This is a genomic window from Paraburkholderia phymatum STM815, assembly GCF_000020045.1.
GTDB lineage: Bacteria > Pseudomonadota > Gammaproteobacteria > Burkholderiales > Burkholderiaceae > Paraburkholderia > Paraburkholderia phymatum.
On record NC_010622.1, the window covers coordinates 1,240,368 to 1,254,238 of the forward strand.

The 13,871-nt window shown below is 62.8% G+C and carries 11 protein-coding genes; 2 read left to right on the forward strand and 9 right to left on the reverse strand.

What is annotated here, in order from left to right; genetic code table 11:
- Positions 1 to 5: 5 nt before the first annotated feature.
- From BPHY_RS05570 to BPHY_RS05585, 4 genes are read right to left on the reverse strand one after another with little or no spacing between them, the layout of a single operon-like run.
- The gene (locus BPHY_RS05570; protein ID WP_012400501.1) at positions 6 to 1,010 is read right to left on the reverse strand and encodes a 1-phosphofructokinase family hexose kinase; all 1,005 of its coding nucleotides are present in this window, start codon (positions 1,008 to 1,010) and stop codon (positions 6 to 8) included.
- Positions 1,011 to 1,019: 9 nt separating this feature from the next.
- Complete coding sequence (ppsA, locus tag BPHY_RS05575) at positions 1,020 to 3,464, reverse strand: phosphoenolpyruvate synthase (protein ID WP_012400502.1); 2,445 nt, start codon at positions 3,462 to 3,464, stop codon at positions 1,020 to 1,022.
- A 42-nt stretch (positions 3,465 to 3,506) separates the two neighbouring features.
- The gene (locus BPHY_RS05580) at positions 3,507 to 3,977 is read right to left on the reverse strand and encodes a hypothetical protein (protein ID WP_012400503.1); all 471 of its coding nucleotides are present in this window, start codon (positions 3,975 to 3,977) and stop codon (positions 3,507 to 3,509) included.
- A 54-nt stretch (positions 3,978 to 4,031) separates the two neighbouring features.
- On the reverse strand, positions 4,032 to 4,682 hold the full coding sequence (locus BPHY_RS05585; protein WP_012400504.1) for a BON domain-containing protein: 651 nt from the start codon (positions 4,680 to 4,682) through the stop codon (positions 4,032 to 4,034).
- A 279-nt stretch (positions 4,683 to 4,961) separates the two neighbouring features.
- On the opposite strand from BPHY_RS05585, the gene BPHY_RS05590 reads away from it, so the two are divergent.
- Positions 4,962 to 5,867 carry a universal stress protein gene (locus BPHY_RS05590; RefSeq protein ID WP_322789028.1) on the forward strand — a complete coding sequence of 302 codons (906 nt, stop codon included), beginning with the start codon at positions 4,962 to 4,964 and terminating at the stop codon, positions 5,865 to 5,867.
- A 194-nt stretch (positions 5,868 to 6,061) separates the two neighbouring features.
- On the opposite strand, the gene BPHY_RS05595 is transcribed toward BPHY_RS05590, so the two are convergent.
- On the reverse strand, positions 6,062 to 8,530 hold the full coding sequence (locus BPHY_RS05595) for a cation-translocating P-type ATPase (protein ID WP_012400506.1): 2,469 nt from the start codon (positions 8,528 to 8,530) through the stop codon (positions 6,062 to 6,064).
- Positions 8,517 to 9,044, reverse strand: a complete 528-nt coding sequence (locus BPHY_RS05600) for a carboxypeptidase regulatory-like domain-containing protein (RefSeq protein ID WP_176061955.1) — start codon at positions 9,042 to 9,044, stop codon at positions 8,517 to 8,519. Before BPHY_RS05600 ends, BPHY_RS05595 begins: the two co-directional genes overlap by 14 nt.
- Positions 9,045 to 9,353: 309 nt before the next feature.
- On the opposite strand from BPHY_RS05600, the gene BPHY_RS05605 reads away from it, so the two are divergent.
- Positions 9,354 to 10,718: an MBL fold metallo-hydrolase RNA specificity domain-containing protein gene (locus BPHY_RS05605; RefSeq protein ID WP_012400508.1), complete on the forward strand. Its 1,365-nt coding sequence runs from the start codon at positions 9,354 to 9,356 to the stop codon at positions 10,716 to 10,718.
- 46 nt (positions 10,719 to 10,764) lie between these two features.
- On the opposite strand, the gene BPHY_RS05610 is transcribed toward BPHY_RS05605, so the two are convergent.
- From BPHY_RS05610 to BPHY_RS05620, 3 genes are all read right to left on the reverse strand, one after another.
- A complete protein-coding gene (locus tag BPHY_RS05610; RefSeq protein WP_012400509.1) occupies positions 10,765 to 12,621 on the reverse strand; it encodes a PHA/PHB synthase family protein in 1,857 nt (618 codons plus the stop codon).
- A gap of 99 nt (positions 12,622 to 12,720) precedes the next feature.
- Complete coding sequence (locus BPHY_RS05615) at positions 12,721 to 12,960, reverse strand: hypothetical protein (protein WP_012400510.1); 240 nt, start codon at positions 12,958 to 12,960, stop codon at positions 12,721 to 12,723.
- Positions 12,961 to 13,022: 62 nt separating this feature from the next.
- Complete coding sequence (locus BPHY_RS05620) at positions 13,023 to 13,673, reverse strand: BON domain-containing protein (RefSeq protein ID WP_012400511.1); 651 nt, start codon at positions 13,671 to 13,673, stop codon at positions 13,023 to 13,025.
- Positions 13,674 to 13,871: the final 198 nt, after the last annotated feature.

A 13,871-nucleotide genomic window follows, 5' to 3' on the forward strand; every position in this document is an offset into this window, starting at 1 on the left:
ATTTTTCACTGCCTTGACGGTGCCGACTCGCGATGCACGATGCGAAAGCGCGCGGGATCCTGTACCCGTACAGCACGTTCGCCCTTTGCATAAGCCTGCGTCACGTCTCGTGCATCGCAAAGCCGCGTACCTGTTTGCTTCATCGCCGCCGCCGCGGCTGCGGCCGCATAGGCGAGCGCCTCGCTGGCGACGGCTCCATGGTCGAGTGACCAGATCAATCCCGCGAGGAAGCTGTCGCCCGCGCCGATTGCACTGAGGACTTCCGTTTTCAGCGCAGGCATGAACCACGCTTCGTCGTGCGTCACGAGCATCGCGCCTTGCTCAGCAAGCGTGAGTGCAACCATCCTCGCCTTGCGTTGCACGATCAACATTCTTGCGGCGTCGATCTGGTCCCCCACGTCATTCAGCGGCAGTGCCGTCAATTCGCGTAGTTCATTCAGACTCGGCTTGACGATATCGACGAGCCCGCCAGCGAGGGCCGCCGCGAGCGTGGGCCCCGACGCATCCACGGCCACGCGAATGTTCGGCCGTGCAGTGGCGGCCGCACGCGCGAGCTGAGCGTAGGCGTCCGCCGGTGCGCCGGGAGGCAGGCTTCCGCTCAGGACGAGAAAGCGCGCGGAATCGACATGCGCCTGCACGCTGCGCAGACATTCCGTCCACTCCGCTGGCGCGAGCGTTGGCCCAGGCAACACGAATCGGTACTCACGCCGGGTCGACGTTTCCATCACGGAGAAGTTTTCTCGCGTCTCGCCTTTGATGTCGATACAGCGAGTGCGAAGTTTCTCCCCATCGAGCATGCCGCCAAGCATGCGGCCCGTCACTCCGCCCGCGGCAAACAGCGCAACGCATTCGCTGCCGAGGCGATGCAGCACCCGCGCAACGTTGACGCCCCCGCCGCCCGGATCGCGCTGCGCGGTTTCGCATCGCAGCTTGTGCGTATCCACGATGCGCTCAACAGAGGTCGATAGATCGACCGCGGGATTCAGGGTGACTGTGAGAACGTCGATCATGACAAGGCCCTACCGCACCGTTTGAGACAGTATCGATCCGCGCGTCTGCTCGCCCGTCGCACGATGCGCCGCTTCCCGTTCCGCTTGCGCGACGTGCTGCTTGACTGCGATGAAACTGTCGGGACTCACCGAGATGGAGTCGATGCCGCATTCCACCAGAAAGCTTGCATACTCGGGATGCACACTCGGCGCTTCGCCACATAGGCTGACTTTCGCACCGGCTCGATGCGCCCGTTCGATGACTTCGCGGATCATCCAGCGCACGGCTTCGTTGCGTTCGTCGAACAGCGATGCCAGTTCTGCGGAGTCCCGGTCGACGCCCAGCGTGAGTTGCGTCAGATCGTTGCTGCCGATCGAGAACCCATCGAACCGCTGCGCGAACGCGTCGGCGAGGATGACGTTCGACGGAATCTCGCACATCACGTAGACCTGCAATCCGTCCTCTGCGCGCCTGAGGCCATTGGCCGCCATCGCGTCGAGGACGCGATCCGCTTCGTCCGGCGTCCGGCAAAACGGCACCATGACGATCACGTTGTTCAGGCCCATATCCATTCGCAGGCGGCGCAGTGCACGGCATTCGAGTGCAAAGCCCGGACCGTAGCGCGGCGAGTAATAGCGCGATGCGCCGCGAAAGCCGAGCATCGGATTCTCCTCGAGCGGCTCGAACGCCTTGCCTCCCGTCAGGTGCGCATATTCGTTCGTCTTGAAGTCGCTCAAACGCACCACCACGGGCCGCGGATAACACACGGCCGCTATGCGGCCGAGTCCGCAGGCAAGCCGGTCGACGAAGTATTCCGTCTTGTCGCTGTACCCTTCCGTCATCGCCGCGATTGTCCGGGCCGCTTCGGCATCCTTCAACTGGTCAAAGCACGCGAGCGCCATCGGATGAATCTTGATGTGATTGCTGATCACGAACTCCATTCTCGCCAGGCCGATGCCGTCTGCCGGCATGCGCCACCAGCGCAGTGCGGCGTCGGGGTTCGCGAGATTCAGCACGACCTGGGTTCGGGTTTGCGGGATCGCCGCGAAGTCGATCTCCTCGACCTGGTAGTCCGCCATGCCTTCGAACACGCGCCCGACTTCGCCTTGCGCGCACGACACCGTCACTTCCTGCTCGTCGTGCAACACCCGCGTGGCATGACCCGTGCCGACGATGGCAGGAAGGCCCAGTTCACGGCTCACAATCGCCGCGTGCGACGTGCGGCCCCCGTGGTCCGTCACGATACCTGCAGCGCGCCGCATCACGGGCACCCAGTCGGGATCCGTCGCGGCCGTCACGAGCACGGCGCCATCGACGAACCGCTCCCGCTCTGCAGGACTGTCGATGACGCACACGTTCCCGGCCGCGATAGCCTGGCCGACGCTCACGCCCGTGACAAGCTCGCGTCCCGCCGATATGAGCCGGAAGGTCTTGACGGCGGTCGCCTCACGCCGCGACTGGACGGTCTCGGGCCGCGCCTGGACAATGAAGATGTTTCCCGTCAATCCGTCCTTTGCCCATTCGATGTCCATCGGCTGCCCGTAGTGCGATTCGATTTCGCACGCCCAGCGTGAAATCGTGAGCACGTCGCGGTCGGCGAGGACGAATGCCGCACGCTCCGCTTTCGAAGTCGGCACGTTCTTCGTCGGATGTGCGCCGCCTTTCGCGTACACCATTTTCTTCAGCTTGCTGCCGCGCTTCTTGCCGACAATCGGCACCCACGCTTCGTTCTGCAAAAGCGGTTTGAATACTTCATATTCGTCGGGATCGACGGCGCCTTGCACGACGTTCTCGCCGAGCCCCCAAGCCGCGCTGATCAATACGATCTTGTCGAAGCCCGTTTCGGTATCGATCGAAAACGCGACGCCCGCGCCACCCAGATCCGAGCGCACCATCTGCTGCACGCCGACCGACAGTGCAACCTTCATGTGATCGAAGCCTCGTGCCTCGCGATAACTGATGGCACGATCCGTGAATAGCGAGGCATAGCACCGGCGGCATGCATCCATCAACGCATGCGTGCCATGAATGGCGAGCAAGGTCTCCTGCTGTCCCGCGAAGCTCGCGTCGGGTAAATCCTCAGCCGTGGCGCTCGAACGCACGGCGACATCCGGATCGTCGACGCCGACGCGGCGTCCGAGTTCGGCATACGCGTCGCAAATGGCGCGCGTCGTGCTGGCGGGCCATTCGCCCCGAAGGATTGCCCGGCGAACCGTTTCACCCGTATCGGCCAACGAGCGGCGATTGGCGCGGAATTCCGCGAGCACCGTCGACATGCTTTCGCGCAGCCCGTTCGCGTCGATGAACTGCCAGTACGCGCCGGCTGTCGTCGCGAAGCCGGGTGGAACACGGATGCCCTTGCTGGCGAGGCAACCGACCATCTCCCCGAGCGACGCATTCTTGCCGCCCACGGACGGCACATCCGTACGGCGCAACACGTCGAACCAGAGGACCTCCGTTTCATTGCTGCTCATGGGCTGCTCCTCGCTGGTGAGTCACCCGTGCTCCCGTCTCTCTCAGATGCTGACGTATCCCGCGAACATCCACGGAAGCTTCATCTGGCCAGCGCGGAAATAGTCGTCCGAGTCCGGCATTGCCACGCCGACGAAACCGGGCGTGCCGTCGGCAGCAAATAGCGGCGTGAACGAGAATGCACGGTTGATCACGATGACGGCTTCGCCGTTCAGATGCGAAGGCGCGAAAATGGACATCTCGCGAAAGAAGTTCGCATCGTCTTTCGCTGCTGCCGCAACTGTCCCCGTTGTCGGCCCTGCGCTGTCGTATCGTGCCGGAAGGTCGTAGGCCCTGTCGCCGTGCCGGACCTGCCCCGCGGGTGAAAACACGAGCTCGATACCCGGATACGGCGCACACAATGTAGCCGGCTGGACGATGGGACCATCGGGACCCACCACGGCAGGTGGATAAACCCACAAGGAAAGATTCAAGGTGCGAGTGCCTTGTGCGAAGTATTCCGTCAGCCAGTTCATATGTGCCTCCAATCATTACCCGTCACTTCATTGATGCCGAGCGGCGGCGTGACGTCAACCGATCACAAGACGATCGACAACGGTCTTGACGCCCGCCGTGGCGCGCGCGGCACCCCACACGATCGCCCGCTCAACGGTGGAACCGAGGTGGCCCGACAGGGTGACGTTTCCCCCGTCCACCTGAACGTCGAGATGCTTCATTTCCCGATCCGTATGACGCTGGATGGCCTTGCGGATGTTGGTCTCGATATCGGTCGGAGAAGCGGAACCCGAGATTCTGATGTTGTTCGTGATGCCCGTGACGCCGCGCATGTGCGCAATATGCTTCTCGGCGACATGGCTGCGGTAGCCATCCTTGACGATACCGCTCAACGTCACCCAGCCTTGCTCCACCTTGATCCTGATGGAATCCTCTTCGAGACCGGAGATCCAGTCGAGCACGGCGCGCACGCTCAACGCGATGTCTTCGTCCGTTCTTTGATCGGCTTCACGCAGCGTCACGTCCATATGGGCGACGACCGCAACCACACCGGCAATTCGTAGCACGGATCGTTCGGCGGCGATCTTCTGCGCATAGTCTGAAACGTGGCCGCTCAGCGTGACGATGCCGTCCGCAACGGCGACGCCAATCCGGTTCGCATCGATAGCCGGATTGTTCGCCAGTTCCTCATCCACTTCGCGACGCAGCTGACTGTCCGATTTCATGGCAACGATCCTCCCGTGCTTCCGTTTGCGAACTGAACACCCAGTTCACACGGTCAGACTAGTCCGCACGCATCCTGCGCGGTTGATCGAGGTCAATCAGGTCGCTGTGTTGCGTCTGGATTGGACGACCGCGCGGCGTCCACTGTCATTTGACAACGATCAATCGGAAGCGCTCTTTTCGAAGGAGAATCGATGCCATCCTCTCGCCTGATACGGAGAAGCATCATGGCGCAAGCATCCAGCGTGGAGTCAACCGTCGGTCGAGCGTTCCAGCGCGTCATGCTGGCCATCGACGATTCAGAAGCGACGACACGGGCGGCCGAGTATACGAAGGCCCTGTTCGCCGATCGCGCGACGATCCGGGTTGTCACGGTTGCGCAGAATCCGCGCACGCTATTTCCGCTCGGCGCAACCACGCAAGACTTTCTCGCTTCCGCAAGAGACGAAATCGTGGGCGATTCGCGCGCCGCGCTCGCCAGGATCGAGGCCATGTTTGCCGGGACGAAGCTTGAATTCGGCCTGGTGGATCTTTCCTCGCACCGCGGAAATACGGCCGACGCTTTGCTCGACACCGCGTTGCACTGGCACGCGGATCTGATTGTCATGGGCATGCGGCACCATCACGGCCTGCTGCGCTGGGTCGAGGGCACTGTGTCGGAACCGGTTGCGCGCCGTGCGGACTGCTCGTTGCTGCTGGTGCCGCAGGAGACCCGCGTTCAAACGGACAGGCGCGCTCAACGTATGGTCTTCGCGCTGGATGGCAGCGCCTGCTCCATCATGGCGTTGCAGACAGGCCTTCAGCTGGCGGCGTCTGATACCCGATTGCGCGCGGTCTTCGTGGTGGACCGCGCCAGCAACGCGCTAGTCGAAGACGCCATCAACGTACTGGAGAGCGCCTACCTCGAGGAAGGTTGCACAGCACTTGAACGGGCAGCGCGGATATGCGCCGAGCACGGGCGCTATGCGGAGACGGCACTGCTCAAGACACATAGGGAACGCGACGACATTCCTCACGCAATCGTACGTGATGTCCAGGACTGGAAAGGCGATCTGCTCGTTCTCGGCACTCACGGCCGGCGCGGTTTCGAGCGCTGGCTTGTCGGCAGCGTCGCCGCCCGCACGGTGCGACTCGCCGACACGCCCGTATTGCTCGTGCGAGACAGCGCAGCAACGGCCGCTGTGTGACCCGACGGCAGTGCGGGGCGGCGCCGTTGCCCCGACGCGCATCACGGCGCGCATTTCTAGCCGAAGAAGGCCGATGGCGATTGCCGATGCGCGACTTCATTCAATATGCCCACGTTGTGACAATCCACTTGCTGCCGGGATGCACAGCACAGAGATGGCTTGACGGTCGCGTCGCCTCCCGCATCCGCCCGGCGTCACATCAGGCCGGCCAGAACCGCACGCATGCCGAATATTGACGCGATTGCAGGGATGGTGAGCAGCAAGGCTAACGCGATGAGCGCAAATCCGGCAACCGCCCATCCGTACGGATTGGCGCCTCGCGGAAGGCGCGACGTCGCACCCGTCGCGAGCAGACGCACGCCGAACATGATGCCGAGGTTACCTAAGACGAGCAACGGAAAGGCGACCGTGCGCGCGTCAACGGCATCGAACCCGAGCGAAAACGCTGTCGCATAAGCGAACACGACGACACTGCCTACTGCACAGCCGAGCGCCACGCTGGTTGCAAGCGTCCGGTTGGTCATCAGTCTCTCGCCGACCCGCCGTGGCGGTTCCCGCATGACGTTAGGCTTCTCCCGCTCGTTCTCGAACACGATCGAACAAACCGGGGTGATGATCAATTCGAGGGCGACGATGTGAACGGGGCCGAGCATCGGCCACCAGCCCGCAACAATCGGAATCGTTGCTGCGGCGACCATCGGAATGTGTGCGGCAACAGTAAAGCTGAGCGCCTGCTTCAGGTTGCCGTAGATCCGGCGGCCCAGGCGAATAGCCGACACGATCGGCGAGAAGTCGTCGCGAAGCAGCACCAGCGACGCGACTTCGCGCGCCACTTCGGCGCCGCGGCGTCCCATCGCGATGCCGATATGCGCAGCCTTCAGCGCGGGCGCATCATTGACGCCGTCGCCCGTCATCGCGACCACTTCGCCGGCGACGCGGAACGCCTCCACGAGCCGCAACTTCTGTCCAGGTGTCACGCGCGCAAACACATTCGAGTCGCGTATCGCTCGCTGCAATGCAGAATCGTCCATTTCGGCGAGTTCGGCGCCCGTGACGACGTGTGCTGCATCGATGCCGACTTCCGTGGCAATCGCACGCGCTGTCGACGGATAGTCGCCTGTAATCATCACCACTCGCACACCTGCCGCCCTGCATTCGGCGATTGCGCCCGTGACATCCGGGCGTACGGGATCGAGCAGGCCAACCAGGCCGACAAACGTGAAGTTGAAATCGCGCTGTCCGTCGGGCCAGTTTTCCCCCGCATGGTGGGCCTTTGCCACGCCGAGCACGCGCAATCCTTGCTCAGCCATGCGCGTCGCGCGCTCCAGCAACGCCTGTACGACCTCGGCCTGCATGTCACACAACGCACAGATCGCTTCAGGTGCCCCCTTGCATGCAACCAGACTCTCCCCAGGTACGGACGTTCGCCAACCATGCGACATCGCCGGCAACTCGGGCGTCAACGCATACTCTTGCACGAGTGACCAATGACGATGCAGGCGGCCGGTGTCAGCCAGGTACTGTTGACCCGCTTCATGAAACGCGCGCTCCATCGGATCGAGCGGCTCGATCTCGCTTGCGAGCACGAGATACTCGATCAATTCATGAAACGCCTGCGTGATGGAACGCTCGCCATCCTTCAGCCATGTTTCCTCCCCGTTTGCATAGAGCGCGCGGACCGACATGCGGTTCTCCGTCAGGGTGCCCGTCTTGTCGACACATAGCACCGAGGTCTGGCCGAGCGTCTCGATCGCGCTCAGCCGCCGCGTCAACACCCCCTCGTTCACGATACGGCGAGCGCCCAGGGCCATGAAAACGGTCATGATGACGGGCAGTTCCTCGGGCAGCAGGCTGATCGCAAGCGTGATGCCCGCCAGCAGGCCGGGAAGCCATGCGTCGGTGCGCCAGCGGTACGCAAGTATCAACATCGCGCAGATGATCAGCGCCAGTGTCGCAAAACGCCTGACAAACGTGCGGATTTCGAGCTGCAGCGGCGACGGAGGCTCCCTGACGTCGGCAAGCTGCGCGCCGATCCGTCCGAGTTGCGTTTGTGTCCCGGTCGCAGTGACGGTCATGCATCCCTGGCCGCGGACCACCATGGTCCCCGAGAACAGCAAGTCCGACGCGACGCCTTCCTGCATGCCGCCCGTGCTGCAGGGATACTTGTCGACTGCGATGGACTCCCCCGTAAGCAGCGATTCGTCGACGCTCAGTTCGTGCGCTTCCATCAGCGTGCCATCGGCGGGCACCTTCGCGCCTTCCTCGACGAATACGATATCCCCAGGGACGAGTTGCGCCGCCGACACCGAGTCACGCTTTCCATCGCGTAACACATAGGCACGCGGCGCGGACAAATCGCGCAGCGCGCGTAGCACGCTTGCCGTCCGATGACTTTGAAAGGCAGTCAGCAACACCACCGCGACGACAAATGCGAGCAGCGTCATCGCCTGTGGCGTATCGCCAAGCATGCCATACAGCGCGGTGGCAACGAGCAGCAGAAGAAACATCGGCTCCGTGAGCACATCGTGCGCGGTGCGCCACCACAGCCTGTCCGACGACGATGCGACGACGTTAGGCCCGTACTTCGCCTGCAACGCGGCGACTTCGACGGCCGTCAGACCCGATGCCGTGTCTTCGCGTCTCATCGATTCACGCTGATTCATGCGGACGGCCGGGATACGGCGAGGCGCCGCACTCTCTGCAGTTCGCGCCCGTGCCGCCGTGCGCGCGCTCCTCAACCGAAAAGTGCAGATCCACCCCGCCACGGCGCGGTACATCCACCCACTTCCCCACATCGGATCGCCCTGCATTGGCGACAATCCGGTAGCGCCCAGCGGGCAGCATGATGTACAGGAACGGCCCCTCGGTGCGCGTGTCGAGCACCTGCTTGCCGTCCGCCTGTGCAATACGGACATCGACATCCGCAAGATAGCCGCCATTTGCCGACGTGAACATCATGCGCAGACTGTAGCGAGGTGCGAGCGAAAGAAATGCCTTCGCCTCGTCTTGGCCGATTCCGCCTGTCATGTACAAGACACCGTTGGTACTGACCGCCTCTGGCAGTGACTGACCGCGGACGCCAATAGCCGTCGTGCCCAACGCGAGCACCAGGGACAGAACGATTCGATTTGGGGGGTGCATATCGGCTTTGGCCTCCTGCCAATTGGGAACAGCCACAACTCAGTCGGCGTTTTTCCAGATCAGGTAGTACATCGCCGCAAGCGCGAGGACGGCTAGCCATGCAATGAATCCAGATCCCACTGCAATCAATCGAACCATTGCCATCTCCACGTACAACGTTCGCCGACAACAAGCTAACACTTGCACTGGGCACGCGATTGACCCAAATCAACCGGGACTGGGCGGGTGCGCCTGCAGCGATTGCGGTCTCGCCGCCACGACGACCGACAGGCGAATGATCTAGGTCAATAAGCTCGGACTCGAATGAGATGCAATTGACAACACGTCCGCATGCATGGAGACCTCATGAAACTGACCTTTCTTGGTGCGAGCGAGACCGTCACCGGTTCGAAATATCTGCTCGAGGAATCCGGCATCCGCATCCTGATCGATTGCGGGCTGTTTCAGGGTGTAAAGAACTTGCGGATGCGCAACTGGATGCCGCTGCCTGTGGCCGCCGAGTCAATCGATACGGTGATACTCACGCATGCGCACATCGATCACAGCGGCTACTTGCCACTACTCGTGCGCAATGGTTTCAACGGCCGCGTGCACTGCACGCCAGGCACCGCCGCGCTCTGCGAGATCATGCTGCGCGACAGCGCACGCCTGCAGGAAGAGGAAGCGGATTTTGCGAACCGGCACGGTTTCTCGAAGCATCATCCCGCGCTGCCCCTCTACACGATGCAGGATGCAGAGCGTGCGCTGCGACTGATCGTGCCATGCACTTTCGACCATCCCGTCGACCTCGGTCACGGACTGAGCTTTCGCTTTTTGCCCGCCGGTCACATCCTCGGCGCGGCGAGCGTCGTGATCTGCCGTCATCACAAGGTGCTCGCGTTCTCGGGCGATGTGGGGCGGCCGAATGACCCCATCATGCGCCCACCCGCACCGCTGGCGCACGCGGACTACCTGATAGTCGAGTCGACTTACGGCGACCGCTTGCACCCCGAGTCGAATCCGGAGGACGAGCTTGCGCAGATATTCACCAAGACGTTCGCGAAAGGCGGCGTTGTCGTGATGCCTTGCTTCGCGGTCGGGCGCGCACAGGAGATTCTCTACTACATCGCGAAACTCAAGGAGACCAGACGCATGGCGAACGTTCCCGTCTACCTGGACAGCCCGATGGCGACGAACGTCACGGAGGTCTACCGCAAACACCTCGACGAACATCGATTGACCATCTCCGAGGCACAGGCAATCGACAAGGTGGCGATCATGACCCGGAGCGTCGATCAATCGAAGGCGATCGCGTCGCATCACGGTCCCATGCTGATCATCGCGGGCAGTGGCATGGCGACGGGCGGCCGTGTGCTGCATCATCTGCGTCTTTACGCGCCGGATCCTCGCAACACGATCGCGCTGGTGGGCTTTCAGGCGGCGGGCACGCGCGGCGCCGCGCTCGCCGCTCACGAGAGTTCGATCAAGTTGCACGGCGAGTATGTACGCGTGCGGGCAAACGTCGAGTCGATCGCGTCGCTCTCGGCTCACGCCGACTACCGCGAACTGCTGCAATGGCTGTCGCATCTGACCGACCCGCCCGTGCGGACTTTCGTCACACATGGCGAGCCGGCGGCGGCAGACGCAATGCGGCGTCGAATCGCCGAATCACTCGGGTGGTCGTGCGAGGTTCCCGTCTACCAACAGACGGTTGAACTCGAATCGCTTTGACGTGCGCCGCGTTTGAGTTGACGTCGCGCCCGGTGCAGCCGCGCGGCTACCGCTCGAACACGTAGGTGCCCGGCGCGTCTTCCAGTCCGTCGACGATCGCGCGTCCGGCCACCTCGCCGTCCGAATGGTCGCGCAGCCACGCATTCCATCTCGGCCACCATGAGCCATCGACGGGTTCGGTGGCTGAGAGGAACTCCTGTCTGCCGCGATATGGCTCTGCGGCTGCTCTCGTTGCGCAGCGGTAATAGCGCTCGGGATGTCCCGGCTGCGACACGATGCCTGCGTTGTGTCCGCCCGCCGTCAGCAGAAACGTCAGTTCGTTGTGCGTGAGCAGGTGAAGCTTGTAGACCGAGCGCCACGGCGAAACATGGTCGCGCTCGGTGCCGACGACGAACGCCGGCGCTTCGATGTCGGACAGCGCAACAGGCCGGCCGCCGACGCAATAGCGTCCTTCCGCCAGATCGTTGTTGAGAAAAAGGCAGGTCAGATACTCGCTGTGCATCCGGTAAGGCAGGCGGGTCGTATCGGCGTTCCATGCCATCAGGTCATTCGCTTGCGAACGGCGGCCGAGCAGATACTCGCTCATCAGTCGCGACCAGACCAGATCCCGTGCTTTGAGCAGTTGAAATGCCGCCGACATCTGCGAGCCGTCGAGATAGCCCTGCCGCCACATCAACGCATCGAGTGCCGCGAGTTCGCTGGCGTCGATGAAAAGTCCAAGCTCTCCGGGTTCGGTGAAATCCGTCTGCGCGGCAAGCAGTGTCATGGTTTTCAGTTCATCTCCTCTGCCATCGCGAAAGAGCGCCGCCGCCGCGATGGCGAGCAAGGTTCCGCCGAGACAATAGCCGACCACGTGCACCCGCTGCGCGTCACGCTCGCGCACTTGCGCGAGGGCTGCGAGCAACCCTTCCTGCAGGTACGCGTCGAGTCCGACGTCACGGAACGATTCACCGGGGTTGCGCCACGAAATCGTGTAGACGGTATAGCCGGCGTCCACGAGATAGCGGATCAACGAATCGTGTGGCTGAAGATCGAGAATGTAGTACTTCATGATCCACGACGGCACGATCAGGATGGGTTCTTTCGCGACCATTGATGTCGTCGGCGCGTACTGTAGCAATTCGCATAACTCGCTGCGCCAGACGACCTTGCCGGGTGTGATGGCGACGTGCTTGCCCGGCAGCCAGGTGGACGGGCGCGCGTGCTGGCCGCCGGAGCCGCCCTGCATAAGATCGCGCAGATCGGCAAGCCAGTGCATCGCCCCCGTGACAAAGCTCGTACCCCCGCTCGACCATGCCGCCCGCTGCACCACGGGATTGGTGGCGATGAAGTTGCTGGGAGCGCACGCATCCAGCCATTGGCGAGCGAGGAACCGCACCAGTTCCTCGTGATGCTGTTCGACGCCCGGTATGGCCGTCGTCGCAATCTCCCACCAGTGCTGGATTCTGAGAAATCCGTCGCGATACACATGAAACGGCCAGACCGCCCAGGCGTCATCTGCGAAGCGCGGATCCTCGGGCGCGTGTCCATGCTTCGGACGGGCGACGCTTGTACGCATCGCGCCCTGGGCAGCTTCCGTGCTCGCCAGGAGGGCCTCGCCAGAAAGCTCCAGCATCCTCCCAGGCGCGACTGCCATGTGCAACGCCCAATCCAGGAAGGCAAGCGCCACGGACGTCGGGGACAGGCCGCCCGTTAGCGCGGCGACACCCGCATGCGCCGCGAGGTCAAGCGCGTCGCGCGAAAGCAGCGGGTGAGAACCGCCTTCTCCGTGACAACCGGCCGGTGCCTGGCCCGGCGTATTGCTTCGGGATGCGTGTATCGCAGAGCTGCGCGTCGTGAGTCGAGCGGTATGCTCCGGCAATGATTGAAGTTGGTCGTCGGCCGTGAGAGGAAGCGTTGCCATCGTCGTTCGGTTGATCTCGCCACAGAACCATGCCTGCGTTACGCGGGCATGGACTCGAACACCTGACTTGCGTCAGGCCTGAAAAAGAGCCTGCAACTTTTACACCTTGATGGTCCGCGCCATCTTCAAACCGATCCACGACATGCCTTCCCGCAATCCGTCCAGCACCGCCTCGCGTTCTGTGCTGCATGGCTTGTCATGTCGAAAGGTACGTTCGAAGTCACCTTCCGGCGACGAATGCCTGACATGGATCGTCGACCGATAGCCTCCCTCTTCGGCCGCTTCCGTCTGCACGCTCACCGACCACTCTCCTTCCTGCACCTTTCCCGATAAAGTCATCACAGGCTCCTTGTCCTTCGCCGTCGCGGATGAGAAGAGGCGCGGCGGCGACAGGCGGTATGTCATTCGACAACGAGGTCGTCGACCACGGCTCGAACACCCGGCGCGCTCCACGCGGCCCCACGCGCGACGGCGCGCTCAGCATAAGAGCCCACCTTGCCCGTCAGGGTGACTGTTCCATCCTTGACATCGATGCCGATGTGTTTGACTTCGCGGTCCGCATGGCGCTGCATCGCCTGGGCGATCTGCGCGCCGATGTCTTGCGGTGCGACATGGCCGCGCACTTCGATGCGGTTGCCGACACCGCGCACGCCGCGCATATGGCTGATCGCGCGCGCAACGATATGTGCCTGGTACGCCCACTCCACCGTGCCCGTCAACGTCACCCACCCTCGTTCGACCTGAACCTTCACGCCATCGTCCGGCAGGCCGACAGTCCAGTGCACGATATCGTGTACGGCACTGGCGATGTCTTCATCCGTGCGCTCGTCCTTCTGCGGCAGCCGGACCTGCATGTCCACCACGACTGCCTTCACGCCCGCCACCCGGTGCGCCGCCTTTTCGGCGGCGAGCTTCTCGGCGTAGCTGGGAGGATGCCCGGACAGCGTGACGACGCGATCCGTCACTTCCACGCCGATATTCGTCGCTGTCACGGCGGGGTCCCACTCGAGTTCATCCTCGATTTCTTTCCTCAACTGGCGGTCTGATTTCATCACGCATCTCCTCGCTGTGAATCGTGGCTCGCGCCACCACAAAGAAGCTTCGGCCAGCGCACGCACGGCAGGACTGATACAGATCAAGCATGCGGGTCTTCCCCGCGTTAACACTGGTTGGGCGCTGGTCGAACTGCTGCCGGGCGTTTCGGCGCGGTTACCGCGATCGGCTATGGGTCCCACACACCACATCGCGAT